21 protein-coding genes are annotated in these 24157 nt (G+C 72.2%); 13 read left to right on the top strand and 8 right to left on the bottom strand.

The window, feature by feature from the left end; translation table 11 throughout:
• Window positions 1–24 precede the first annotated feature (24 nt).
• A complete protein-coding gene (gene melC1, locus OG410_RS04180; RefSeq protein ID WP_329297855.1) occupies window positions 25–429 on the bottom strand; it encodes an apotyrosinase chaperone MelC1 in 405 nt (134 codons plus the stop codon).
• A 337-nt stretch (window positions 430–766) separates the two neighbouring features.
• Between melC1 and OG410_RS04175 the strand changes: the two genes are divergently transcribed.
• The 3 genes from OG410_RS04175 to OG410_RS04165 all read left to right on the top strand — a co-directional run bounded on the left by OG410_RS04175 (window position 767) and on the right by OG410_RS04165 (window position 4502).
• On the top strand, window positions 767–1969 hold the full coding sequence (locus OG410_RS04175) for an FAD-dependent monooxygenase (RefSeq protein WP_329297854.1): 1203 nt from the start codon (window positions 767–769) through the stop codon (window positions 1967–1969).
• Window positions 1970–2337: 368 nt separating this feature from the next.
• Window positions 2338–3783, top strand: coding sequence for an MFS transporter (locus OG410_RS04170; RefSeq protein WP_329297853.1), 1446 nt, complete (start codon window positions 2338–2340; stop codon window positions 3781–3783).
• Window positions 3784–3989: 206 nt separating this feature from the next.
• On the top strand, window positions 3990–4502 hold the full coding sequence (locus OG410_RS04165) for a TetR/AcrR family transcriptional regulator (RefSeq protein ID WP_328458684.1): 513 nt from the start codon (window positions 3990–3992) through the stop codon (window positions 4500–4502).
• 33 nt (window positions 4503–4535) lie between these two features.
• On the opposite strand, the gene OG410_RS04160 is transcribed toward OG410_RS04165, so the two are convergent.
• On the bottom strand, window positions 4536–5162 hold the full coding sequence (locus OG410_RS04160) for an alpha-ketoglutarate-dependent dioxygenase AlkB (protein WP_329297852.1): 627 nt from the start codon (window positions 5160–5162) through the stop codon (window positions 4536–4538).
• Between the two features lie 85 nt (window positions 5163–5247).
• Window positions 5248–5955, bottom strand: coding sequence for an SDR family NAD(P)-dependent oxidoreductase (locus OG410_RS04155; RefSeq protein ID WP_329297851.1), 708 nt, complete (start codon window positions 5953–5955; stop codon window positions 5248–5250).
• Between the two features lie 102 nt (window positions 5956–6057).
• Between OG410_RS04155 and OG410_RS04150 the strand changes: the two genes are divergently transcribed.
• The gene (locus OG410_RS04150) at window positions 6058–6897 is read left to right on the top strand and encodes a helix-turn-helix transcriptional regulator (RefSeq protein WP_329297850.1); all 840 of its coding nucleotides are present in this window, start codon (window positions 6058–6060) and stop codon (window positions 6895–6897) included.
• Window positions 6898–6913: 16 nt separating this feature from the next.
• On the opposite strand, the gene OG410_RS04145 is transcribed toward OG410_RS04150, so the two are convergent.
• A complete protein-coding gene (locus tag OG410_RS04145; protein WP_329297849.1) occupies window positions 6914–7795 on the bottom strand; it encodes an aminoglycoside phosphotransferase family protein in 882 nt (293 codons plus the stop codon).
• 355 nt (window positions 7796–8150) lie between these two features.
• Here OG410_RS04145 and OG410_RS04140 point away from each other — a divergent pair, with 355 nt between their 5' ends.
• From OG410_RS04140 to OG410_RS04130, 3 genes are all read left to right on the top strand, one after another.
• Window positions 8151–9206 carry a tetratricopeptide repeat protein gene (locus OG410_RS04140; protein ID WP_329297848.1) on the top strand — a complete coding sequence of 352 codons (1056 nt, stop codon included), beginning with the start codon at window positions 8151–8153 and terminating at the stop codon, window positions 9204–9206.
• On the top strand, window positions 9203–10270 hold the full coding sequence (locus OG410_RS04135; protein WP_329297847.1) for a polyprenyl synthetase family protein: 1068 nt from the start codon (window positions 9203–9205) through the stop codon (window positions 10268–10270). The genes OG410_RS04140 and OG410_RS04135 overlap by 4 nt, the downstream gene beginning before the upstream one ends.
• Before the next feature lie 229 nt (window positions 10271–10499).
• On the top strand, window positions 10500–12287 hold the full coding sequence (locus OG410_RS04130) for a M4 family metallopeptidase (RefSeq protein ID WP_329297846.1): 1788 nt from the start codon (window positions 10500–10502) through the stop codon (window positions 12285–12287).
• Between the two features lie 67 nt (window positions 12288–12354).
• Here the strand turns inward: OG410_RS04130 and OG410_RS04125 are convergent, their stop codons facing one another.
• Window positions 12355–13032 (bottom strand): AIM24 family protein, encoded by a 678-nt coding sequence (locus OG410_RS04125; RefSeq protein ID WP_329297845.1) that lies wholly within the window; start codon window positions 13030–13032, stop codon window positions 12355–12357.
• A gap of 125 nt (window positions 13033–13157) precedes the next feature.
• Window positions 13158–13718, bottom strand: a complete 561-nt coding sequence (locus OG410_RS04120; protein ID WP_326789720.1) for an NAD(P)H-dependent oxidoreductase — start codon at window positions 13716–13718, stop codon at window positions 13158–13160.
• Window positions 13719–13843: 125 nt separating this feature from the next.
• Here OG410_RS04120 and OG410_RS04115 point away from each other — a divergent pair, with 125 nt between their 5' ends.
• Window positions 13844–14512 (top strand): TetR/AcrR family transcriptional regulator, encoded by a 669-nt coding sequence (locus OG410_RS04115; protein ID WP_329297844.1) that lies wholly within the window; start codon window positions 13844–13846, stop codon window positions 14510–14512.
• 33 nt (window positions 14513–14545) lie between these two features.
• The gene (locus tag OG410_RS04110; RefSeq protein WP_329297843.1) at window positions 14546–15682 is read left to right on the top strand and encodes a sulfite oxidase; all 1137 of its coding nucleotides are present in this window, start codon (window positions 14546–14548) and stop codon (window positions 15680–15682) included.
• Window positions 15683–15802: 120 nt separating this feature from the next.
• On the opposite strand, the gene OG410_RS04105 is transcribed toward OG410_RS04110, so the two are convergent.
• On the bottom strand, window positions 15803–16966 hold the full coding sequence (locus OG410_RS04105) for a glycoside hydrolase family 64 protein (protein ID WP_443063875.1): 1164 nt from the start codon (window positions 16964–16966) through the stop codon (window positions 15803–15805).
• 277 nt (window positions 16967–17243) lie between these two features.
• Between OG410_RS04105 and OG410_RS04100 the strand changes: the two genes are divergently transcribed.
• From OG410_RS04100 to OG410_RS04085, 4 genes are all read left to right on the top strand, one after another.
• Window positions 17244–17930: a FadR/GntR family transcriptional regulator gene (locus OG410_RS04100; protein WP_329297842.1), complete on the top strand. Its 687-nt coding sequence runs from the start codon at window positions 17244–17246 to the stop codon at window positions 17928–17930.
• A complete protein-coding gene (locus OG410_RS04095; protein ID WP_329297841.1) occupies window positions 17927–19309 on the top strand; it encodes a hypothetical protein in 1383 nt (460 codons plus the stop codon). The genes OG410_RS04100 and OG410_RS04095 overlap by 4 nt, the downstream gene beginning before the upstream one ends.
• Complete coding sequence (locus OG410_RS04090) at window positions 19306–21150, top strand: GMC family oxidoreductase (RefSeq protein WP_329297840.1); 1845 nt, start codon at window positions 19306–19308, stop codon at window positions 21148–21150. The genes OG410_RS04095 and OG410_RS04090 overlap by 4 nt, the downstream gene beginning before the upstream one ends.
• Window positions 21151–21285: 135 nt before the next feature.
• Window positions 21286–21903 (top strand): hypothetical protein, encoded by a 618-nt coding sequence (locus tag OG410_RS04085; RefSeq protein WP_329297839.1) that lies wholly within the window; start codon window positions 21286–21288, stop codon window positions 21901–21903.
• Window positions 21904–22020: 117 nt separating this feature from the next.
• On the opposite strand, the gene OG410_RS04080 is transcribed toward OG410_RS04085, so the two are convergent.
• On the bottom strand, window positions 22021–23847 hold the full coding sequence (locus tag OG410_RS04080) for a coagulation factor 5/8 type domain-containing protein (protein WP_329297838.1): 1827 nt from the start codon (window positions 23845–23847) through the stop codon (window positions 22021–22023).
• Between the last annotated feature and the right edge of the window lie 310 nt (window positions 23848–24157).

The raw sequence follows: 24157 nt of genomic DNA, 5'->3' as shown, positions 1-24157 counted from the left end.
TCCACGATCTGCTTGCGGGGTGGTTCAGTTGGCGGCGAAGGGCACGAGCGGTGCCCCCTGCAGCTCCAGGACGGCGGCGCGGGCCGCGTCGCGCGGGGTGGGCACGGGGTCGTAGTGGCTGACGACGCTGATCCAGCTGCCGTCGGCGTTGCTCATCACGTGCAGTTCCGCGCCGTCGACGAACACGGCGTATCCGCCGCCGTGATGGTGACCGCCCCCGGTGACCGGGCGGCCTTCTATGCGGCGCCCCCGGAACACCTCGTCGAAGGGTTGCGGGCCGCCGTGGTGGTGCTCGCCCATGGACTCCCGTGCGGCGGCCGGTCCGTTCGGGTTCGCGGACGCGGCGGGTGCGGCGAGGGCCTGGGCACCTGCGCCCGCGGCGAGCGCGGCGGCGGCCACGAGGGCGCGGCGACGAGTGAGCTCCGGCATGCGGAGACCTCCTGTGATCAGCTGTGTTGATGACCCGATATGCCTATCGGTTCGTCAAACAACGGGAGAAATCGCCGAATGTCGGTTGGCTGCGATCCGGACAATCGCGTATATGTCATGCAGAGTTGAACGAAGATGATCTTGCTGTTCGGGGTGCCCGCGACCCATCGGCGGGCGGAAATCCTTCGGCCGGAAGGCGTCATGCCGATGATCTTGCGGTCGCGGCCGCCGGCGCGTGGCGCGGCTCACGTCCGTGATCTGGCGCGAACCGCCGGCGCGGCACCCCTGCTACTCTTCGTGGTCAATCGACCGCATTGTGCAACATAGGGGAGTGCGCGTGAAGATCGCGTGCGTCGGTGGCGGACCCGCAAGCCTGTACTTCTCGATCCTGATGAAGCTCCAGGACCCGTCCCATGACATCACCGTCCATGAGAGGAACCCGGCCGGATCGACGTACGGCTGGGGTGTGACCTACTGGGCGGGCCTGCTCGACAAGCTGCGCGAGGGTGACCCGGCGTCCGCGCTCGCCGTCAGCGAGAACTCGGTGAGCTGGAGCGACGGTGTCGCCCATGTCGGCACCCGTACGACAGTGGCCCCGGGGGACGAGGGATTCGGCATCGGCCGCCGCCGGATGCTCGACCTGCTCGCGGAGCGGGCCCGCTCCCTGGGGGTCCGTGTCGAGTACGAGAGCGAGATCGCGGCGGACCGGCTGCCCGACGCCGACCTCGTCGTCGCGGGCGACGGGGTCAACAGCGCCCTGCGCGAGCGTCATGCCGGCCACTTCGGCACCGAGATCAGCCATGGACGCAACCACTACATCTGGGTCGGTACGACCAAGGTCTTCGACTCGTTCACCTTCTCCTTCGTGGAGACGGACCACGGCTGGATCTGGTGCTACGCGTACCGGTTCAGCGACGACCGGAGCACCTTGGTCATCGAGTGCTCCCCGGGGACCTGGACCGGCCTCGGGCTCGGGTGCGCGAGCGAGGCCGACGGTCTCGCGCTGCTGGAGAAGCTGTTCGCCGGCCTGCTGAACGGGCACGGGCTGATCGGCCGGGCCCAGCCCGACGGCGCCGCCCAGTGGCTCACCTTCCGCACGCTGACCAACCGGACGTGGCACCGCGGCAACCTCGTCCTGCTCGGCGACGCCGCCCACACCACGCACTACTCGATCGGCGCCGGCACCACCCTCGCCCTGGAGGACGCCATCGCCCTGGCCGGAGCGTTGCGGGAGCACCCGGACCTGGAGACCGCCCTCACGCGGTACGGGCAGAAGCGCAGGTCCGAGCTGCTGTCGGTGCAGAGCGCGGCCCGCCACAGCGCCCAGTGGTACGAGAGCCTGCCGCGCTACATCGGTCTTCCGCCGGCGCGGATGTTCGCCTTGCTCGGGCAGCGTCACTCGCCGCTGCTGCCGTACGTCCCGCCGCAGCTGTACTACCGCCTCGACCGCGCGGCCGGCAGGCTGGAGGCGCTGCGCCGCTTCAAGCGCTGGCTCGGCCCCAAGGTCGCCCGCGGCGTACAGGCCCGCGCCGGGCGATAGCCGTGCCGGGGCGACAGCTGTACCGGCTCGTGCCGGGCGACAGCCGTGCCGGTCCGTGCCGGGCGGGACCCGTACAGGCCCGCGCCGGGCGATAGCCGTGCCGGGGCGACAGCCGTGCCGGCCCGTGCCGGGCGGGACCCGTTCAGGCCCGTGCCCGACGCGGACAGGCCCGCCCCGCCCTCACGCCACGACGCAGACAGGCGCCCCACGCCACGCATGAATCCCCGGCGCGCCCCGGAAACGCCCCGGCGCCGCCGAGGCGCCCTCACGCACTCCCGTAGAAGCGGACACCCCTTGGGGTGAATGACAATTCACCGCTAAGGTGAATTGTCATTCACCTCTTTCTCACGTCTACTTCTGGAGTGCCGATGGCGGCCCTGCGCGAGCGGCTCGCGATCCCTGTCCTGGCGTTCGGCGGGATTCTCATGGCCGTCATGCAGACGGTGGTCGTCCCGTTGCTGCCCGACCTGCCCCGGCTGACCGGCGCCTCGGCGGGCGCGGTGTCCTGGATGGTGACGGCGACCCTCCTCGCCGGAGCGGTGCTGACCCCGGTCCTGGGCCGTGCGGGAGACATGTACGGCAAGCGGCGCGTGCTGCTCATGGCCCTCGGGATGATGACGGTCGGCTCGCTGATGTGCGCGCTCACCTCCGACATCGGCGTCCTGATCGTGGCGCGGGCGCTGCAGGGCGCGGCGGCCGCCGTGGTCCCGCTGTCGATCAGCATCCTGCGCGACGAACTGCCGCCCGAGCGCACGGGTTCCGCCGTCGCGCTGATGAGTTCCACCGTCGGCATCGGCGCCGCGCTCGGCCTCCCGCTCGCCGCCCTCCTGGTGCAGTACGCCAACTGGCACGTCATGTTCTGGGCGACGACCGCGCTCGGTGCCTTCGGGACGGCACTGGCCTGGTGGGCGGTGCGCGAGTCGCCCGTACGGGAGCCGGGCCGCTTCGACACACTGGGCGCTCTGGGCCTGGCCGCCGGACTGGTGTGTCTGCTGCTCGCCGTGTCCCAGGGCGGCACCTGGGGCTGGACCAGCCCCAGGATCCTCGCGCTGTTCGCCGCCTGCGCGGGCGTTCTCACGCTGTGGTGGCGACAGCAGCTGCGCGCCGAACGCCCCCTCGTCGACATGAAGCTGGCCGCCCGTCCGCGCGTCGCCCTGCCGCACATCGCCGCGCTGCTGACCGGCTTCTCCTTCTACGGCAACTCGCTGGTCACGGCGCAACTGGTCCAGGCGCCGAAGGCCACCGGCTACGGGCTCGGCCTGTCCATCGTGGCGACCGGCCTCTGTCTGCTGCCCGGTGGGGTGACCATGCTGCTGCTGTCGCCCGTCTCGGCGCGCATTTCGGCGGCCCGCGGTCCCCGGATCACCCTGGCCCTCGGTACGGCGATCATCGCCTCCGGCTATGTGCTGCGGATCGCCGACAGCCGTGACCTGTGGGCGATCATCCTGGGCGCCACGGTCTGCTCGATCGGTACGACGTTCGCCTACTCCGCCCTGCCCACGCTGATCCTGCGTGCCGTGCCCGCCGGGCAGACCGCGTCCGCCAACGGCGTCAACGTCCTGATGCGCACCATCGGGCAGGCCGTGTGCAGTGCCGCCGTGGCCGCCGTGCTCGTGCACCACACGAGCCTGGTCGCGGGCGCCCCCGTTCCGACCCTGCACGGCTATCTGCTGGCCTTCGCCATGGCGGGTACCGTCGCACTGGTGGCCTGCGCCGCCGCCCTGTCGATACCCGCCGACCCCGCCTCCCGCGAGACCCCGCGAACCGGCCGTCCCACCGGCGCACCCCGTGACGAGGCCCTCGAAGGAGCTTGAGCACCGTGACCACCCCGCACTCCGGTCTCACGGCGTCCCCGGCCGCGCCAGGGCCCGGTGAGCAGCCGGCCGCCCCCGCTCCACCGCATCACGAGTCCGAGGCCGCGCCCGTCCCGCACCGCGAACCGGGAGCCGCGCCCGTCCCGGACCGGGAGCCGGAAGCGACTCCCGCCCCCCGCCGTGACGCCGAGGCGAGCAAGGCGGCGATCCTGCGCGCGGCCCGGTACCTGCTGGCCCGGCACGCGCACACGGACATCACGCTCAAGGCGGTCGCCGACCGGGCCGGAGTGAGCGCGCCGCTGATCCTTAAGTACTTCGGCAACAAGGACGCGCTGTTCGCCCGTGTCATGTCCTTCGAGTCCGACGCCGAGGCCCTGCTGGACGCGCCGCTGGAGGAGCTCGGGCGGCACATGGTCCGCCATCTCCTCGAAGGCCAGACCCAGCGGGGTGCGGACCCCGTCCTGCGGATCGTCTTCGCCCCGCTCCAGGGGGAGCAGGGCGAGATACTGCGGGCCAACTTCCGCGCCCAGGTCAGCGACCGTCTCGCCGGGCGGCTGAGCGGGCAGGACGCGGGCCTGCGCGCCGAACTCGCCGTGAGCACGCTGCTCGGCCTCGGCGTGATGTACGGGATCGCGCGGGGCTCGCACCTGCGCGCCACCCCGGTCGACGACATCGTCGACCGGTACGCGCCCGCCGTGCAGGCGCAGCTCGCGCCGTGAGCCGGCCGGGCCCGGCGGGAGCGTCCGCGCCGGTCAGTTCACGCCGTCCGGGCGGAACTGGACGCTGATCCGGGGTCCCGCGGCCCGCGCCGTCTTGGGGATCGCGTGTTCCCAGGTGCGCTGGCAGGAGCCGCCCATGACAATGAGGTCGCCGTGGCCCAGCGGGCGCCGGACCGTGTCCCCGCCGCCGCGCGGCCGCAGCAGGAGATCACGCGGGGCGCCCACCGACACGATGGCGACCATCGTGTCCTCGCGGGCGCCCCGGCCGATCCTGTCCCCGTGCCAGGCCACACTGTCGCGCCCGTCCCGGTAGTAGCAGAGCCCGGCCGTGGTGAACGCCTCGCCCAGCTCCTCGGCGTAGTGCGCCGACAGCGCGTCCCGGGCCTCGTCCAGGACCGGGTGCGGCAGCGGATCCTCCGCCCGGAAGTAGGCGAGCAGCCGGGGTACGTCCACCACCTGCTCGTACATCTGGCGCCGTTCGGCCCGCCACGTGACCTCGGCGGCGAGGCGGGCGAAGAGCTCGTCGGCTCCGCTCAGCCAGCCGGGCAGCAGGTCGATCCAGGCGCCGTCGCCCAGCCTCGTGCGCCGCAGCCCGTTCAGGGGGCCGGGACGGAGTTCGTCGGTCTGGTCGAAGAGGGAGCCCTGGAGGTGCGTGGCCATGAGGCCAGCGTACCCCGTAATCGAATGTGTGTTCCATCGAGTTGCCGGGTTGCCGGGTTGCCGAGGGGCCGGCCGGGTGGCGTGGTCACCAGGGGACGGGGCCCGCCGCGTCGAAGAAGCCGCCGGTCGGTCCGTCCGGGCCGATCAGCGCCATGCGCACGATGATCTCGGCGCCCTCCCGCACGGTCTGGATCCCGGTGTTGCCGTTCAGGTCGGTAGCGGTGAAACCGGGCTCCACGGCGTTGACGCGGATCCCGGGGAACGCCTTCGCGTACTGCACGGTGATCGTGTTGACGGCGGTCTTGGACGCCGGATAGGCGACACCGGGGTAGGCGTGGGCCGGGCCGGCGGGGTCGGTGATCCGGGCCAGCGAGGCCAGGCCGCTGCTGAGGTTCACCACGACCGGGGCGGCCGACCGCTGGAGCAGGGGCAGGAAGGCGTGGAGGACCCGGACGACGCCGAACACGTTCGTCTCGAACAGTTCGCGCATCATCCCGGCGGTCACCTCCGCCGCCCCGGTCACGCTGTTGCCTTCGGCGCGCCCTTCTACGCCGGCGTTGTTGACCAGGACGTCCAGGCCGCCGTCCGCCTCGATGGTCCTGGCCGCGGCGGCGACGGACGCGTCGTCGGTGACATCGACGACGACCGGGCGCGCCCCGAGTTCCGCGGCCGCGCGCCGTCCGCGCTCCGCGTCCCGGCTGCCCACGTAGACGGTGTGGCCCGCCGCGACGAGCCGGCGGGCGGTCTCGAAGCCGAGGCCCTTGTTCGCTCCGGTGATGAGTGTTGTGGTCATGCGTCCAGAGTCCGGCGGTCCGCCGCCCGCAGCCAGGAGTCCGGTCTTCCTGGGACCGCCGGTACCAGGCGCGCCGGGCCGGGCGGGTGCACAGTGGGTGGCATGGCGAACACGGAGTTCGGGCGGACGGTGCGACGCTGGCGTGACCGGGTCACGCCGGAGGCCGTCGGGCTGCCCGGCGGCGGGACCCGGCGCGCGGCCGGACTGCGCCGCGAGGAGCTGGCCCTGCTCGCCGGCATCTCGGTCGACTACGTCACCCGCCTCGAACAGGGGCGGGCGGCCCATCCCTCGGAGCAGGTCGTCGAGGCCCTGGGCCGGGCGCTGCGGCTGTCCGGAGCCGAACGCGAGCACCTTTTCCAGGTGGCCGGACTGGTGCCGCCGGGCCGGGGCATGGTGCCGGCCCACATCACCCCCGGCGTCCACCGGCTGCTCGACCGGCTCAGCGGGACGCCCGTGGCGGTGTACGACGCGGCCTGGACCCTGCTGCTGGCCAATCCGCTGTACGCGGCGCTGCTGGGTGATCCGTCCGGGTGGAGCGGCAACGAACGCAACGGTGTGTGGCGCGCCTTCGTCGGCCCCGGCGGCCGGGTACGGCACACCCCCCGGGAGCGGCGCGCCTTCGAGGCGACGCTCGCCGCCGACCTGCGCGCGACCGCGAGCCGGTACCCGACGGACCGGCGCCTCGGGCAGCTCATCGAGGAACTGTGCGCGAACAGCGTGCGGTTCGCGGAGCTGTGGGAGTCCGGAGCCGTCGCCCGCCACGAGGCCTCCCGCAAGACCATCGACCATCCCCAGGTCGGAGCCGTGACGCTGGACTGCGATGTGCTCAGCGTCGCGGGCAGCGACCTGCGGATCATGGTCTACACGGCCGAGCCCGGTACGGAGGACGCCGAGCGCGTCGCGCTCCTCGGCGTTCTCGGAACGCAGGCCCTCGTCGAGTGACCGCGCGTGACGGCGGCTACGAAACCCGCTGTTCGGCCAGCACTTCGCGGATCACGTGCTCGGCGTTGCCCGCGATGACCGGGTTCGTGACGCGGTAGTAGGGGAGTTGGGCGAGGGCCATGGACAGGGCCCAGCCGCGTCCCCGTGCCCATCCGGCGTCGTCGGCGCCGGCCGCGTCCCGGAAGGCGGGCCTCGCGGCGGCGGGCAGGAGGTTCCAGGCCGGGATGAAGTCACAGGCCGGATCGCCGGTGCCGAGGGTGCCGAAGTCGAGGACGGCCGCGAGCCGGCCTCCGCGGACCAGGAGGTTCATCGGCATCAGGTCCGAGTGGAGCCATCGCGGCGGTCCCGTCCACGCCGGTGCCGCCAGGGCTTCCTCCCATGCCGCCGTCGCGGCTCCGGTGTCGATGGCGCCGCGGAGGTCGTCGAGCGCCGAGCGCGTCTCGGCGTCCACCGCGGCCAGTGGTGTGCCGCGGTAGGCGCGCGGTCCGCCGGGCAGGTCGATCCCGCGCAGAGCGGTGACGAACGCCCCCAGATCGGCGGCGAGTTCCCGTGGGGCGGTCAGGGCGTCGGGCGCCGGGAGGTCGCCGTCGAGCCAGCGCAGCACGGACCAGTGCCACGGGTAGTCCGCGGCGGGGGTGCCGAGGCCGAGGATCTCGGGGACCGGGAAAGGGAGCAGCGGGGCGAGCCGCGGTAGCCACGTGTGTTCCTTGAGCGCGTCGTCGGCGCCGTCCGCGACCCGCGGGAGGCGCACGGCCATGTCGTCGCCGAGACGGTAGAGGGCGTTGACGGTACCGGCCGACTGCACACGTTTCAGGGGGAGTCGGGCCCACCGGGGGAACTGCCCGGCCAGCAGACGCCGTACGAGCGAACCGTCGATCCGCGTCTCACCTGCGTGCATCGGGGCTGGGGGCAACGGTGGCCTGCTTTCCGCGGGGGAGGCTCTGCTGCCGCCATCCTGTGGCCGGTTCGGGCCGCCGTGCAACGTGTTTGGGGCGGCCAGGCAACCTCCTGGACGTGATCGCCGTCTTGATCGGCAACGGGCGCGTGGCGCGCTGCCCTCCCTGAAGCATCAGTTCACGGACAGGGATCAGCGCACTATTCACGTGGTGTATACAGTCCATGTATACATGCCATGTGTACATGGTGTGCATAGCTGGATCGCCGCACGTCACCGCCTTGAAGGAGTCGAGAACAGCATCACCACCGGGCCGAGCCCGTATGCGGACGGACGGTGGGCGGACGGAAGGGCACTCATGTACGGCAAAGCCTTCGCCCCGGAATACCAGGGCGCCTTGACCACCCTGTCGGTGAACTCCTCGCTGACCGACGTCCTCGCGGCGGGTACCGAGCAACTGCGCGCCGCCGAGCGTACGGGCGCCCGCGCCGAGGCCGCCCGGTCGGGCCTCGCGGTCGCCGAGGCGCACCGCCGGCTCGGGCAGGTGACGGACGCAGACCGGGCGTGGAAGGCGAGTTACCGCACCGCCCGGGAGGCCGGGGACGGCGCCGCGATGGCGTGGGCTCTGTGGAGCGGTGGCACCCTGGCCCGCCAGCGCGGGGCGTTCCCGCTGGCGTGGCGGCTGCTGCGCCTGGCCGCCGAACTCGGCGGCCAGGCGGGGGATGTGGTGGTGCGCGGCTACTCGCTGGCCGGAATGGCGGAGACCGGCCGCATCCAGGGCGACTACGCGGCCGTGACGGAACTGCACGAGCAGTTGCTGGCCGAGGCCCGCAAGCGTGGCGAGGCCCGGCACACCGTGTGGGCCCTGGAGGGCATCGCCCAGATCCACCGCAACACCGGCGCCTACGACACCGCGTACACGATGTTCGAGGAGGCGGCCGGGATAGCCGCCCGTGCCGAGGACCGGCGCGGTCACGCCTGGGCGCTGCGGGGACTCGCGGACATCGTCTCCGTGCGCAACGGGGACACGGAGCGCGCGCTGGAGCTGCTGAGCGAGGCCGAGGTCTCCTGCCGCGCGATGAAGCTGTCCGGCGCGCTCGCGTACAACCACAAGATGCGCGGCAACGTCCTCTACCGTGCCGGGCGTTACGAGTCGGCCCGCGATGTGTATGCGGGCGCCCTGGCGGAGTTCGAGGCGATGAGCGAGCCGCGCGGCACGGCCCTGTCCCGTCTCGGGCTGGCCAAGTCCCTCGCCCGCCTCGGCCGCGACCGCGCCGAAACCGCCGCCGAGCTCGACGAGTTGGCCGTGACGCTGGAGGGCATCGGACTGCGGCACGCCCACCGGATGGTCGAACGAGCACGGACAGAGCTCGGGTTGACGACCGGGACCGACGAGACGGAGGCCGCGGGATGACGTCCACCGCCCTCGACCGTTCGACCGTCCCGGCGCTGCCCGCGCCGCCGCCCGCCGCCGCGCAGGTGCTGCGCCGGTGCCGCGAACTCGCCGCTCCCGCACTGTCGGAGGCGATCGGCACGCTGCACCCGTGGGTGGCCGAGATGGCCCGGTACGCGCTCGGCCGCTGCGAGGTCGGCGGCGCCCCCGCCGACCACAGCCAGGGCAAAGGGGTGCGCCAGGCGCTGGCCGTCCTCGGGGCGGAACTCGTCTCCGGCCCGGCCGAGGCCGGTGTGCCGGGGGCTGTCGCGGTGGAGCTCGTGCACGTCTTCTCGCTGCTCCACGACGACATCATGGACGGTGACCCGCTGCGCCGCGGGCGCCCGGCCGTGTGGAAGGCGTACGGCACCGGTCCCGCCGTCCTGGCGGGTGACGCGTTGTTCGCGCTGGCCGTCGAGACCGTCGCCCTCACTCCCCAAGCAGGTTCCGCCGTACGGCAGTTGACCTCCGCACTCGGTGACCTGGTCCGCGGCCAGGCCGATGACCTGCTGTTCGCCGCCCGGCCCTGGACAGGGCCGGGCGCGGTCGGGGTACGGGAGTACGAGGTGATGGCCGAGCGCAAGACCGGTGCGCTGCTCGGCTGCGCGCTGGCACTCGGCGCCCGGCTGGCCGGAGCGCCGGACCGGACCGTGGCCGTGCTGGACCGCGCCGGCCGCCATCTCGGCGTCGCCTTCCAGATCGCCGACGACGTGCTGGGCATCTGGGGCGATCCGTCGGTCACCGGCAAGCCGGTCCACAGTGACCTGCGGCAGGGGAAGAAGACCCTGCCGGTGCTCGCGGCGCTCGGCGGAGCGGGGTACGGCGAACTCGAAGAACTCCTCGCGGCCTCAGCCGTCTTGGGTGAATCCGGAGTCCGCCGTGCGACGGCCCTCGTCGAGCGCGCCGGGGGCCGCGCGGAGGCCGTGCGCGCCGCGCGCCGTCACCTGGCCGCGGCGGACACGCTCCTCGCCGGGGTGCCGTCGGCCCAGGAGCCCGCGGCGCAACTCCGTACCGTGCTGTCCGCCCTCGCCGACCGCACCGTCTGAGGTCTCCGCGTTCCCTGATCCCGCCTCTCAGCCCGCACGCCCGCCCTGTCCGCTCCGGGGCCGGGTCCGTGCGACATCGGTCACACACGGACGCTGATCGGCCGGGCCGGGCAACCACCTCGTTCCCTCGTACATCTGTCCGGCCGGGACCCGACAGCCCCCGCGGTGCCCGACGGCGCCGCGCCGTAAGGCGGTTGGTAATACCGGCCGCCCTGTGCAAAGGAACTCAGTGCGTAGACCCCACATACGCCGCGTGGCGATCGCCGTCGCCGTGACGACGGCCGCCACGCTCCCCGGTCCCGCCTTCGCCTCCGCGCCGAACGAGCCCGCCCGCGCGGCGACTTCGGCCTCGTCGCCGGTGGCCGCCGCCAGGGCGGCGGCGTTCGCGCACGCCTCGGCCACCGGTGTCACCCACGGGGACACCCTCCGGGCCAAGGACGTGATGACCGACCCGGACGGAAAGAGCCACGTCCGCTTCGTCCGCACCCACCGGGGCCTCCCGGTCCTCGGCGGCGACATGGTCGTCCACCTCGGCAAGCGGGGCGAGTACCTGGGTGTGACCCGGGCCGCCGATCACGTGGTCGAGCCGTCCACCGTGGAGGCGGAGCTGACGCCCGAGCAGGCGGAGCGGAAGGCCGAGGCCGTGGCGAAGGGCGACGCGGGCACCGCCCGGCTCGTCGTGGACGGCCGCGACGGCGCAACCGCCCTCGCCTACCAGGTGCTCGTCATGGACAGCGGCACCACGGAGGCCGGCGGGTCGAGCACGGTCGTCGTGGACGCCCGTACCGGCCGGATCCGCAGCAACACCCCGAACACCGACGAGTTCATATCGCCGACCCTGGCCGCCACGCTGCGCGAGCGCGGCCAGAGTGCGACCCCGCAGACCGGTATCGCGGCCGACGCCACCGCCGGGCTGTCCGGCCTCACGGGCGTCGCCGCGGCGGGCCACTACCCGGCCACGGCCAAGGGGAGCGGAGCCTCCCTGTTCGCCGGCAAGGTGTCCCTGACCACCACCCGCACCGCGCGGACCAGTTATCTGCTCAAGGACCCGACCCGGTGGAACACCGAGACCCGGGACGCCAAGGGCCAGGAACTGGAGTCCTTCGCGCGCGGCAAGGCGTTCACCGACGGCGACAACAAGTGGGGCACGGGTACCACCTCGGCCCGGACCAGCGCCGCGGTCGACGCCCAGTACGGCATCGCCCAGACCCTGGACTTCTTCAAGAAGACCTTCGGCCGCAAGGGCATCAAGAACAACAGCGCCGGTGCCCGCGGGATGGTCCACTTCGGTAACAAGGTCGGCAACGCCTTCTGGGACTCGTACTGCGGCTGCATGCTGTACGGCGACGGTGACGGCCAGGTGTTCAAGAAGCCCCTCGTCGTCCTCGACGTCACCGGCCACGAGCTGACCCACGGGGTGGTCGACGCGACCGCCGCCCTGGAACCCACCCGCGTCGACGACGACGGCAACCAGTACGGCGAGGCGGGCTCCCTCAACGAGTCGCTCGCCGACGTCTTCGGCTCGAACGTCGAGTTCTCGGCGAACAACCCGAAGAACCCGCCGAACTACCTGGTGGGGGAGAAGCTGGGCCTCGCCCAGAAGTTCCTGCGGCGCCTCGACCACCCGTCCCTCGACGTGCTGGAGGAGACGGTCGACTACTGGTCGCCCGCCGCATACGACACCGAGGTGCACGCCGGCTCCGGCGTCTCCTCGCACGCGTTCTACCTGCTCGCCGAGGGCAGCGGCCGCAAGACGATCAATGGTGTCGCGTACAACTCGCCTACGTACGACGGTTCCCGGGTGACCGGCATCGGCCGCACCAAGGCCACCGCCGTCTTCTACCGGGCGCTCACCCGGTACATGGTCTCCACGACCGACTTCCACGACGCGCGCAAGGCCACGCTGAAGGCCGCCGCCGACATGTACGGCGCGAACAGCGCCGAGTACAAGGCGGTGGGCGCGGCCTGGGCCGCCGTCAACGTCACGGCCGCCAACACCCCGGCCGCCGGCCGCTGACGGACCGCTCCGGAAGACGACACGAGGGGGCCCGCCGGCCGGCGGGCCCCCTCGCCGTTGCCCGGATTCAGTGCTGCTGCGTCTTCTGCGGCGTCGCCTCACTGGGACGTACGACCACATGGCCCTCGCCCTCCAGCTTGAGCTGCACCGCCTCGCCCGAACCCCCGCGGATCATCGAGCCGATCGACTGCGAGCGGTGCAGCGAGGTGCGCAGATGCGCCGTCCAGCCGACGACCGCGTCGGTGTCGACGAACACCGGCTGCTGCTGGGAGACGGGGATGACGAGCGGGTTGCCCTCGCATATCAGCCCCAGGCTGCCGTGACCGGTGAAGACGCTGTTGAACAGACCGCCGCCGGTGATGCCCGCGCCCTTGACGGTCTTGATCTCGTACGACAGCGAGGCGTCGAAGCACAGGACGTTGCGGCCGTTGACCGTGAACACGTCGCCGGGTTCGATGCCCACGATGAAACAGTTCTGTGCCTCGTGCGCGAACCAGGCCTCGCCCTGCCCGCGGACGGTCATCAGCGGAAGTCCCTCACCCGTGACAGCGCGCTTGAGCATGCCGCCCACGCCCTGGCCCTTGCGCTCGAACTGGAGGCTGCCCCGGTAGGCGACCATCGCGCCCTGGCGCGCGAACATCTCGCCCTGGACCGCGTACTTGATGGACTTCGCGTTCTGGACGGTCATGCCCGCCGCCACGGCCGGCTGCACGATGTGGTCACTGGAAAAGAGATCGCTCTTCATGCGGGCATCCTGTCGCGGAGGGTGAGGCTCCGCCAGAGTCGTGGCGATCTTGGGACGAACGGTGACCGAGTGACGACATGCCGAAGGCCGGTCCGGGTCAACCGGACCGGCCCACAAGGGAGTTGTCAGGCAGCGGGCGCACCGACGTGGCCGTGCAGCCGGTTCAGGACCTCGGAGAGCTGCGCCGCGACCTCGGCGTCGTCGACGGGGTGCGTCTCGGCGAAGCGGACCACGGAGCCGGGGACGGAGAGCTTGACGTCCTCCAGCACGGTGCCGCCGGCGATGCCCACGGCCTTGCGGGCCTCGTCCTGCGCCCAGACGCCGCCGAACTGGCCGTACGCGGTGCCGGCCACGACGACCGGCTTGCCGCTGAAGGCGCCGGCGCCGTACGGACGCGACAGCCAGTCGATGGCGTTCTTGAGGACGGCCGGAATGGTGCCGTTGTACTCCGGCGAGAAGAGCAGGAACGCGTCGGCCTCGCCGGCCGCGGCGCGCAGCCGGGCGGCGGCGGCGGGCACGGCGCCCTCGACGTCGATGTCCTCGTTGTAGAAGGGGATCTCGGCCAGGCCCTCGAAGAGCTCGACCTCGGCACCCTCCGGGGCGAGCTTGACGGCCGCCTCGGCGAGCTGACGGTTGTGGGAACCGGCGCGCAGGCTGCCGACGAGGGCGAGGATGCGTACGGACATGGATATCTCCCGGGGGGTGGAATCGCTGAAACACTGCCGTAATAAAACGGACCGAAGTCCGCTTAAGGTCTACCACCGAAGCGGACCGCAGTCCAGTTGACCCCGGATGCCGTTACGCTTGCTTCATGTCCCAGCCACTTCCGCCGTTTCCGAAGCGACCGGAGTCGCCCGGAGAGCCCGTCCTCATGCAGCTCACCGCACCTGAGGAAGCCCCGTTGCGCGCCGACGCCGCCCGCAACCGCGCGCGCCTGCTGGAGGCCGCCGCGCGGCTGGTCGAGGAGCAGGGAGTGACCAGGCTCACCATGGAAGGCGTCGCCTGCGCGGCGGCGGTGGGCAAGGGGACCGTCTTCCGGCGCTTCGGCGACCGCACCGGCCTGCTGATGGCGCTGCTCGACCACACCGAGCAGCGCTTCCAGACCGCCTTCATCAGCGGTCCGGCCCCGCTCGGCCCCGGCGCACCACCGGTGGAGCGCCTGCACGCCTTCGGATGCCACACCCTGCGCCAGACCTCCGAACAGCTCGACCTGTACCTCGCCGCCGAACCCGAGGTCACCCGCCGCTTCACCTCCGCGCCGTTCCGGGTCCGCTTCATGCACGTGTGCATGCTGCTGCGGCAGACCGGCTCCGGGCCGGACACGGACACGGAGCTCGTCGCCCAGACCCTGATGGGATACCTCGACCCCGCGCTGATCGGCCATCTGACCCGCCAGCGCGGTATGCCGCTGGAGCGTCTGGAGTCCGGCTGGCGCGACCTGGTCGACCGGAGCGTCACCCCGCGCCCGCGCTCCGTCTAGCGGCCCCGCCCCGGGCGGGCGGACAATGGGCTCATGGGTCAACGCCTCGAGGACATGAGCGCACCAGCCCGGCTGGCCGGACCGGACGAGGGCATCAGCGCCCAGGAGCTGGCCCTCGCCGCCCGGAACCACGGACTGCCGCTGGAGGCCCTGCGCTACGAGGTCACACCGCCGGGGCTGCACTATGTGCTGACGCACTACGACATCCCGTACGCCGAAGAGGCCTCCTGGCAGCTCGTTCTCGGCGGGCGGGTGCAGCGCCCCCTGCTGCTCGGAGTCGACGAGCTGAAGGCGTATCCCGCGGTGAGGCAGCGGGTGACCATGGAGTGCGCGGGCAACGGGCGCGCCCTGCTGACACCCCGGCCGGTCAGCCAGCCGTGGCTGGTGGAGGCGGTCGGAACGGCCGAGTGGACGGGTGTGCCGCTGCGTCTGCTGCTCTCCGAGGCCGGGGTCGAACCGGACGCGGTGGACGTGGTGTTCACCGGAGCCGATCACGGCGTGGAACGCGGGGTCGAGCAGGACTACCAGCGTGCCCTTCCGCTGGACGTGGCCCGCGGCGAAGAGCCCGAGGTCCTGGTGGTCTACGCGATGAACGGAGCCCCGCTGCCACCGCAGCACGGGCATCCCCTGCGGCTCGTGGTGCCGGGCTGGTACGGCATGGCGCACGTGAAGTGGCTCCGGGACATCACGGTGACGAGCGCGCCGTTCCGGGGATTCCAGCAGACCGTCGCGTACCGGCTGCGACAGGAGGCCTCCGACGAGGGTGAGCCGGTCACCCGGATCGCCCCGCGCGCCCTTCTGGTCCCGCCGGGCTTCCCCGACTTCATGTCGCGGGAGCGGGCGGTCCCGCCGGGCGCCGTCACCCTGACGGGTCGGGCCTGGTCGGGGCGCGCGCCCGTGACCGGCGTCGAGGTCAGCACGGACGAGGGGCGCTCCTGGCACCCGGCACGGCTGGACCCGCCGAACGCCGACCGGTGGGCCTGGCGCGCGTGGAGCTTCACGTGGACGGCGACCCCCGGCCGTCATGTCCTCAGTGCGCGCGCCACCGATGCCGAAGGCCACACACAGCCGGTCGAACAGCCGTGGAACCGCGGGGGCTTCGTGAACAACCTGGTCCAGCGGGTCCCCGTGCACTGTCTGGACCCCGGCGACGACGGACGAGGCCGCTGACGGAGACCCATGCCCAGGGCGGTCCGGGCGACGCGGCGCGGGGACGGACACGGGGGCGGGGGCGGACACGGTTCCCGCCCGGGACCCGACCCCGCTCCCGCCCCCGCGACGCGGCGTCGGTCAGCTGAACGGGTCCAGCGTGACGAACGCCTGCTGCGGATTGCCGTCGTGGACGAGGGACTCGTGGTTCCCGACGTCGTCGAACGCGAACGCGTAGGCCTTGCCGTCGGCCATCTGGGCGTGGATGGCGCGGGCGTACTGGTTGGTCACCGCGTCCGCGTAGAAGTTCGCGGACGAGGTGTCCGGCTGGCTGGGGTTGGTCAGCAGCGTGGTGCGGTTGAATCCCGCGCACAGCGTGCGTGAAATGGGCCCGCGCACCAGGTCGTTGGGCGCGTCGAGCCGCTTGTAGCAGCCGAAGACGCTGTCCGAGTCCGGCTTCTGGAAGCTGGTGACGACGGCTCCGGAGCTGTTGGTGAAGTTCATGACGCCACCGGAGACCCGGCCGAAGTATTTGGTGTTCGGCTGGTCGCCGAAGGGTGTCACCGTCAGCGTCGACGAACCGTACTTCTGCCAGACGCGGTTGATGTAGTCGTCCATGACGCCGGCCGGGAGCGCGCCCGCCTCGATGCCGTGCCCCGGGGCGAGCGCCCGCAGCACCGTGCCGTCGGGCCGGGTCTGGATGAGGTTCGCCCAGCCGCCCGGCCGACTGCGCAGCGCGTTGAAGAAGCCGTTGTAGCCGCCGGCCTTGAGGTGCCCGGTGCTCTTCGTGGTCCCGTCGGCGAGCTTGACTCCGACCGCGTACGGGGCGGAGAACATGTCGACCTGGGTGCTGTTGATCCACAGGCCGGAGTCGTTGAGCGTGTACTCGGACCAGTTGAAGAGGATGTTGCGGTTCGGGTCGCTCGGATTCTGGACGGCCGGCTGCACGAGACCGCCGGTCGTCACCCGGAAGTCGAGCTTCTGCCCGAAGGAGAAGTAGAGCCGCCCGGAGAACTTGGGGAGCCGGATCGTCTTCGACTGACCGTTGGCCGGTCCCGTGATCGACGCGTCGGGCGCGGGCGTCGGCGGGTTGCCGCCCACGGGCCACGCGTGGAAGGTGCCGTTCGCGTCGGCCCAGCCCTGCCGTCCGGTCGAGAGCTCGGTGCCGAGGTCGTAGATGTAGACCTGGTCACCGCGGCCGGAGTTGTTCGTGAACGTGAGGGGGATGGTCGCCGGGACCGCGGCTTCGGCGCGGGAGGGCGCGCCGAAGGTGAGCAGTGCCGCGGCGAACGTGGCGCAGGCCAACGCCCAGGCGGGCCATCTGATGTGTACGCGCACTCTCTGCCTCCTTGATGTGGGGGTTCAGCGAGGTGGATGCACGCGGACGCGGCTCGTCCGCTTCCTTTTGAGAGCGCTCTCAGAATCCTGCCGGACGGCAGGCGTGTCAACGATTCGCACAGCATTGGTCCGGTCCAACTCGCCTCGAGGTGGGGCGGGTTGAGCGCTCGCGAGGGGTTGACCCCCAGGGGTGGTCGCTGGTTCAGTGGCTCATCCACTCAGCCACTTGCCCGGAGGGGGAAACGTGGAGGCTCTGCCCCGCGAGACCATCGTGGACGTCCTGGAGGACCGGCTGCGGACGGACATACTCGACGGCCGTCATCCGGCGGGGAGTTACCTTCCCCCCGAGCGGCGGCTGGCCGACGGGTACGGCGTCACGCGCACCACGCTCAAGCACGCCTTCGGGCGGCTCGTGCAGGCCGGACTGCTGGAGACCCGGCACGGAGTGGGCACCCGGGTGCGGGACTACGCCCGGCTCGGCGGGGCGGATCTCCTGCCCATGCTCGTGCGGCACGACGCCGGCTGGGTGCACGAGGTGTTCGAAGTGCGGCGCGGGGTGGGCGCGTTGATCGCCGAGCGGGCCGCCGAGCGTGGCACCCGCCCCCAACGGGCCGAACTCGGCGCGCTGCTCGCGGCCGTACGGCGGGCCGAGGGCACCGACGCGGTCCAGCTGGCCGACGTCGAGGTGCACCGCGCGCTGGCCCGCGCCACGGGCAACCGCGTGTACGTCCTGCTCACGAACACCCTCTTCAACGCCTACCTGCCGGTCCGTTCCCTGCTCAAGGGCCCCTTCGCCGACGCGGAGGCCGCCTACGAGCGGCTCGCACCCGTCGTGGAGGCCGTCACCGCCGGTGACGCCCGGCGAGCGCACGAGGCGGCCGACACCTATCTGCGGGCCACCGAACGCATCATGCTGGACGGCCTCAAGTGAGGGGCACGAGGTTCACGGAGACGATGCTCGGCACCGTCCGCCTCGACGGCGAACCGGGGCACCGGCGCATCCGGCTCGACCTGCGCGCCGTCGCCGACCAGGTCCTGCTCCCGCACCGGACCACCCCGGCCCGCCTCACCGGCCGGGTACGCATCGCCGGACACACCGACGACCCGCTCGCGGAGGGCGAGTTGGAGGTGTCGCCGATCGCCCGGCGGCGCATTCGCTACCGGCTCACCTTCACCGCCGACGGGCGCCGCCTCACCCTGGACGGCTGGAAGTCGGTCACGCCCCGCCGTCCCCTCACCTCCATGACCGTGCTGCGGTTCACCGTCCACGAGGGCCCGGCGCGGGTGGGCGAGGGCGTCCTGCGCTTTCCCCTGGCCACCGGCCTTCTCCCCTTCCTGCTCGGATTCCGTTTCCCGCGCCGCGAGGACCCGGCGGAACACGCGGCCCCGCGATGGAACGGCACCCCGGGCCGCACCGAGGTCTGGTACACCACCCTCACCGACCCGGCGACCGGCAGCGGGGTCTGGCTGCACCACGAACTCACCGCACCCGCCGACGGATCCGAGCCGTTCGCCCACGGCTGGGCCGCGGTGTTCCCCCGCGAGGGCGAGGTACGGCACGCCCGCTTCGGACCCGTCCCCTGGACCCGGCCGGCCGACGGATTCACGGCCGAGGACGTCACCAGCGGCGGCGGACAACTCACCGGCAGCGCGGGCGACTTCCACTGGAGACTCCTCGAACAACCGCAGGGAACACCACTGTTCACCTTCCCTCGCTGGTCCTGGCGCCGCCCCGTGCTGCCCGCGGCCCAGATGCTGCCGGCCGCCCGTGCCACGTACGAGGGCGAATTCTCGTACGGGGAAACGACCTTGAACCTGGTCGCCGCACCCGGAGCCTCGGCCCGGATCTACGGGCACGGCAACGCGCACCGGTGGACCTGGCTGCACGCGGACCTCGGCGACGGAGACGTCCTGGAGATCGTCGCCGCCGTGTCCACCCGGCCCGCCCTGCGCCGGCTGCCCCCGCTGGTCTTCCTGCGCCTGCGCCGGGACGGCCGCACCTGGCCGCGGCGACCGGAGCGCTCGGCCATCGGCCGGGCGGGACTCGGCCGCTTCCGGGCCGCCATCGGCCTGCCCGAGTGGACGGTCACCGGCCGCACGGCCCTGCGCCGCATCCGCGTCGAGGTGCGCCAGCCCCCGGAACGGACCCTCACCCTCGAATACCGCGACCCGGACGGCGCCCGCGCCGTCTGTCGCAACAGTGAGTCCGCCGACGCCCGCATCGTCCTGGAACGCTGGTGGGGCCACTGGCGTCCGGAAGCCACCTGGGAACTCGACGGCACCGCCCACGCCGAGGCGGGCGAACGATGACCGCCGACGGGCTCGTCGCCGCGCTGCTCGCCGACGAGGGCGGCCCCGCATGGCCCGCCCGTGTGCCGCACCGCCTCGATTCCGTGCTCGCAGGACTTCCCCGGCCCGCCCGCGCCGCGGTACGCACCGCCGTCGCCGCCGTGGAGTCGTACGCCCTCGCACGCACCGGCAGGCGTCTGGCGGCGCTTCGCCCCGAGGAACGCGAGGAGGTACTCCGCTCGCTGGCCCGGCGACCCCGGCTCGCCCCGCTCCTCGACCTGCTCAAGATTCCCGTCCTGCTGGCCGCCGGCACCGAACGGACCCAGGTCCGGCCCGCCCCCGGGCCCGCCCCTCAGGATCCGCCGCTCGACTGCACACCGGCCGAGGAATGGCCCGCCCGCACCACCGCCGACGCGGTCGTCGTCGGCTCCGGCGCGGGCGGCGCCATGGCCGCGCGTACCCTCGCGCGCGCCGGGCTGGACGTCGTCGTCCTGGAGGAGGGCAGGCACCACCCGACGGCCTCCTTCGGCCGCCGGGCGCCCCTCGACCGGTTCACCGAGCTGTACCGGGACGGCGGCGCCACGGTGGCCCTCGGCAGGCCGCCCGTCCTGCTGCCCGTCGGCCGCGCCGTCGGCGGCACCACCGTGGTCAACTCCGGCACCTGTTACCGCACACCGGACCACGTACGGGAGCGCTGGCGGAGCGTGTTCGGGTTCGCGCTCGCCGACCGCCTCAGCCCCTTCCTCGACGAGGCCGAGCGCACCCTGCGCGTGGCACCCCAGCCCCTCGATGTCCTCGGCAACAACGGACTGCTCACCCTCACCGGCGCCGGACGCCTCGGCTGGCGGGCCGCCCCACTGCGCCGCAACGCCCCCGGCTGCAAGGGCTCCTGCCAGTGCGTCGTGGGCTGCCCCACCGGAGCCAAGCAGAGCGTGCAGCTGTCCGTCCTGCCCGACGCCTGCGCCGCCGGCGCCCGGATCGTCACCGGCGCGCGGGTCCACCGCATCCTGCTGGACCACGACGTTCCCGGCCCGCCACGCGCCGCCGGAGTCCGGGCGCGCCGCCCCGACGGCGGCGAACTGGAGATCCTCAGCCCCCTCGTCGTGACGGCCGCCGGCACCCTCCAGACCCCGCCCCTGCTGCGCCGCTCGGGCCTCGGCGGACATCCCCGCCTGGGCCGCAACCTCAGCGTGCACCCGGCGACCAGCGTCGCCGGACGCTTCACCGAACCCGTGACGGCCTGGCGGGGCGTGCTCCAGAGCGTCGGGGTCGAGGAACTCCACGCACAGGGGATCCTCCTCGAGGCGACCGCGAGCCCACCCGGCATGAGCAGCTTCGTCCTGCCCGGCCTCGGCCGGGAACTGCGGCGCGAACTGGAGGGATCGGATCATCTGGCGACTCTCGGCGCCATGATCGCCGACCGTCCCTCGGGACAGGTCAGGGGCCGGGACCGCACGCTCGTCCGCTACGACCTCGACCCCCGCGACGGCGACCGCCTGATGACCGCCGTACGCGCCATGGGCCGCCTGCTCTTCGCCGCCGGGGCGACGGAGGTCCTCACCGGAATCCCCCGCGCGCCCCGCGCCCGCTCACTCGACGCGCTCGACGAACTGCTCACCTCGGCCGGGGCACGTGATCTGCACGTGTCGGCGTTCCACCCGACCGGCACCGTGGCCGCGGGCGACGATCCGCAACGGGCACCCGCCGACCCCGAGGGCAGGCTCCGCGGTGTCCGCGGAGTCCTCGTCGCCGACGGTTCCGTCCTCCCGTCCTGCCCGGAGGTCAACCCGCAGCTCAGCATCATGGCGGCGGCCCTGGCGGTCTCGGACGCGTGGCTCGACGGGGCACGGCACGGGGGCTGAACCCGTCGTGCGCCACCCCAATGGGCCCCCGTGGTTCGCCGTGGCCGGGCGTGGCGCGGAGCATGAGGGAGTCCGTAAGGCAGGAAGAGGACGAGCCCCCGTGTCCCCCGTGCGGCAGGAAGAGGACGAGCCCCCATGAGCAGACGTGTTCCCCACGGCCGGAGCGGATCACGGCGTGCCGCTGCCCTGTTGTCCGCGATCGTGTGCTGCTCCGTTCTCGTCTCGTGCAGCTCGGACGACGGCGGTGGCAGCAGTACGGCCTCCATCACCCCGCCGAACGCGTCCGACTTCACGGGGTCGGCACCCTCCGCCATCGCCTCGGCGGCCTCCTCGATCATCGCGTCGGCCAGCGAGCGGGCGTCGTCGGCGGCGGCCTCCGTGGAAGCCAGGGCCTCGGAGTTCGCGGCCTCGGTGTCCGCCGACACCGTCCGCGCCGCGGCCACCGCCGAGAAGGAGCTCAAGAACGTCCAGGGCAGCGGCAACGCGACGTCCGACGTCAGCATGAAGGGCGTGCCCACGGCGGAGACCGGCGGGCTGCGGGCCGTCCTCGTCACCATCACCAACACGACCGGCAAGACCGCCTCGTACGCCGTGCAGGTCGACTTCAAGAACCCCGACGGCAAGGTCGTGGAGACGAAGTTCGTGGGCAAGGAGAACCTGGAGCCGGGGAAGAAGGCGACGCCGATCGTGATCAGCAGGCAGCCCGCGGAGCCCCAGCTCACCGCCGTGCTGGTCAAGGCCCAGCGCTACTGACGCGGGCGACGCGGGCGAACACGGGCGTCGGCCACGCCCTCGCCCCGGGAAGCCCGTCCTCCTGTCGGGGACGGGCTTCCCGGGCCGCGCTGGTGGAAGCCGCGCGGACGGGAACGGTCAGGGATACGAGACCACGGTGGACGGCACGGTGGAGGTGCCCGAGGTGGGGGCGCCCGTGTCGTTGATGACGCGCTCGTACTGCCCGTTGCCGCCCAGTGAGACAACCAGCAGATTGTGGAACTTCACGCCCGGCCGGTTCGGCGCCGCGAAGCCGTGGTGCTGGACGATCGTCGGAGCGACGTTGTAGTAGCAATAACTGCCCAGGCCCCAGCCCTCATGGGTGGTCACGGAGTCGGCGACCTTGTAGGCCGCGTATCCCTTGACGCTCCCGTTCTGGATGGCGGCCTGGTTCGGCGCGTCGTACGCCTTCTCGTTCTGGAAGAAGATCGTGCGGCCCCGCTGGCCGTACCACTGCACGTCGTACTTGTTGAAGTGCTCGACGAACAGCCCCGTGGCCAGGACGTCGTCGCCGTTGACGCGGATGCCGTAGTCGGCCCGGTTGGTGTCCCAGCCGACGCCGGTGCCGTGGTCGGCCCGCCAGATCCAGGTGTGGTCGATGATCGTGTGCCGGCTGTTGACGACCATGCTGGTCGTGGCCTTGCCGGCGCCGGCTCCGCCGATGCGGACGAAGACGTCCTGCACGGTGGTGGGATTGGCCGAGTGGTCCGCCGAGGCCCCGGCCGGACCGATCTCCAGGAGGGTCGTGGAGTTGACCGGCCCGGCGTCGATCAGGAAGCCGGCCAGCCGGACGCCGTCCACGTCGGCCGTCCTGAGCACGGTGACGCCGTTGTCCGGGATCAGCGTGGCGTAGCCGAGACCGAGGACCACGGTTCCCGCGCGGTTCACCTGGATCGGCTGGTCCAGGTGGTAGATCCCCGGTGTCAGCAGCAGATGGAGTCCTTGCGTGAGCGCGGCGTTCAGGGTGGCGGCGGTGACACCGGGCTTGGCCACGTAGAACTGGCCGAGCGGCAGGGAGGAGCCGCGCGGGGTTCCGTTGCCCCAGGTGACGCCGCGTGCGTTGGTGCGCTTCTCGGGCAGGAACACCCGGTACTCACTGCCGTTGAGATACAGGAACGGCTTCTCGCGCGACACCGGTGTGGTGTCGAGCGTCGTGTACGGAGGGTTCGGGAAGGACTGGGCGGGCGCCCCCTGGACGCCCGAGAACACCATGTTCCAGACGGCGTTGACCCAGCCGCCCACCGAACTGTCGCGGGTGTACCACTGCTGCTGCGAGTACGGTCCGACCGAGCCGTCGATCCGGCTGTCGGCGATGTAACCGCCGCTGGCCCAGCCGTAACCGTCGGGCGCCAGGTTGAGGCCGCCCTTGACGTGCATACGACGGAACGGGGCGGCCTGCGCCACCGCCCACCGGTTGGTGCCGCTGACCGGGCTGAGCGCGAGGTTCTCCGCCGAACGCCAGAAGTTCTGGGTGGCGTTGCCGTTGAACCAGCCGGCGTCGACGGTCACGTCACCGTTGATCGTCGTGTCGTCCGGTGACAGACCGAGGCCCGCGATCGAGGTGTAGAAGCCGAGCTGGGCGTTGAGCCCGTTGTACGTGCCCGGCTTGAAGAAGAACGCGTAGCGGCCCGTGCCGAACTGCGCCGACTCCTGCTGCCGGAAGATCTGGTCGAGCCTGGCCTGGATGCCCGGCGTCGAAGGGTCGAAGACGATGACGTTCGGGCCGAGATCACCGCCGCCGGGAAGCGCCGACGGCTGCCGGGCGGGGGAGGCGGACTCGGCGGGCGAGGCGGGCACGGCGGACGCCGGTGAGGACAGCGCGAGCAGTCCGGGCGCCGCCGCGCCGGCCGCCATCGCTCCGAGGACGGTGCGCCGCGCGACGGGGGAACGGCCGGAGTCCGGGACGTCTGTGGGGGTTGGAGGCATGGGGGGCGACTCTCCTGGTTCAGAAAGTGAACGATGGGAGGTACGGGGGAGCGCTCTCTCGCCGATGCATGCTTCATCCAGGTGAACCACGCGTCAAGAGTTGTGACCGCAGTCCCGGATGTTGTTGCACGGCGAAGAGGCAACACGGTGTGGATTTGGGATAGTTCATTGCTCCATGGGTCCACTCGAAGATCGATGACGGGTTCGGAGCTGTATTCAAGAGGTGAGCGCACGACTGTCGCGTGATCCTTCGTCAACTCCCTTGACACTCCCGCGCGACCGCCACAACACTCCTCGAACGGGAGAGCGC

Origin of the sequence: Streptomyces sp. NBC_00659 (assembly GCF_036226925.1) — a bacterium.
GTDB lineage: Bacteria > Actinomycetota > Actinomycetes > Streptomycetales > Streptomycetaceae > Streptomyces.
The sequence above is the reverse complement of the archived record's forward strand: the minus strand, read 5'-3'. Positions and strand labels throughout refer to the sequence as shown.

What these genes read in the sequence shown, in the direction of transcription:
- melC1 (WP_329297855.1), bottom strand. Translation starts at nt 429, where the DNA reads ATGCCGGAGCTCACTCGTCGCCGCGCCCTCGTGGCCGCCGCCGCGCTC.
- OG410_RS04170 (WP_329297853.1), top strand. Translation starts at nt 2,338, where the DNA reads ATGGCGGCCCTGCGCGAGCGGCTCGCGATCCCTGTCCTGGCGTTCGGC.
- OG410_RS04160 (WP_329297852.1), bottom strand. Translation starts at nt 5,162, where the DNA reads ATGGCCACGCACCTCCAGGGCTCCCTCTTCGACCAGACCGACGAACTC.
- OG410_RS04155 (WP_329297851.1), bottom strand. Translation starts at nt 5,955, where the DNA reads ATGACCACAACACTCATCACCGGAGCGAACAAGGGCCTCGGCTTCGAG.
- OG410_RS04150 (WP_329297850.1), top strand. Translation starts at nt 6,058, where the DNA reads ATGGCGAACACGGAGTTCGGGCGGACGGTGCGACGCTGGCGTGACCGG.
- OG410_RS04145 (WP_329297849.1), bottom strand. Translation starts at nt 7,795, where the DNA reads ATGCACGCAGGTGAGACGCGGATCGACGGTTCGCTCGTACGGCGTCTG.
- OG410_RS04140 (WP_329297848.1), top strand. Translation starts at nt 8,151, where the DNA reads ATGTACGGCAAAGCCTTCGCCCCGGAATACCAGGGCGCCTTGACCACC.
- OG410_RS04135 (WP_329297847.1), top strand. Translation starts at nt 9,203, where the DNA reads ATGACGTCCACCGCCCTCGACCGTTCGACCGTCCCGGCGCTGCCCGCG.
- OG410_RS04125 (WP_329297845.1), bottom strand. Translation starts at nt 13,032, where the DNA reads ATGAAGAGCGATCTCTTTTCCAGTGACCACATCGTGCAGCCGGCCGTG.
- OG410_RS04120 (WP_326789720.1), bottom strand. Translation starts at nt 13,718, where the DNA reads ATGTCCGTACGCATCCTCGCCCTCGTCGGCAGCCTGCGCGCCGGTTCC.
- OG410_RS04115 (WP_329297844.1), top strand. Translation starts at nt 13,844, where the DNA reads ATGTCCCAGCCACTTCCGCCGTTTCCGAAGCGACCGGAGTCGCCCGGA.
- OG410_RS04110 (WP_329297843.1), top strand. Translation starts at nt 14,546, where the DNA reads ATGGGTCAACGCCTCGAGGACATGAGCGCACCAGCCCGGCTGGCCGGA.
- OG410_RS04090 (WP_329297840.1), top strand. Translation starts at nt 19,306, where the DNA reads ATGACCGCCGACGGGCTCGTCGCCGCGCTGCTCGCCGACGAGGGCGGC.
- OG410_RS04085 (WP_329297839.1), top strand. Translation starts at nt 21,286, where the DNA reads ATGAGCAGACGTGTTCCCCACGGCCGGAGCGGATCACGGCGTGCCGCT.
- OG410_RS04080 (WP_329297838.1), bottom strand. Translation starts at nt 23,847, where the DNA reads ATGCCTCCAACCCCCACAGACGTCCCGGACTCCGGCCGTTCCCCCGTC.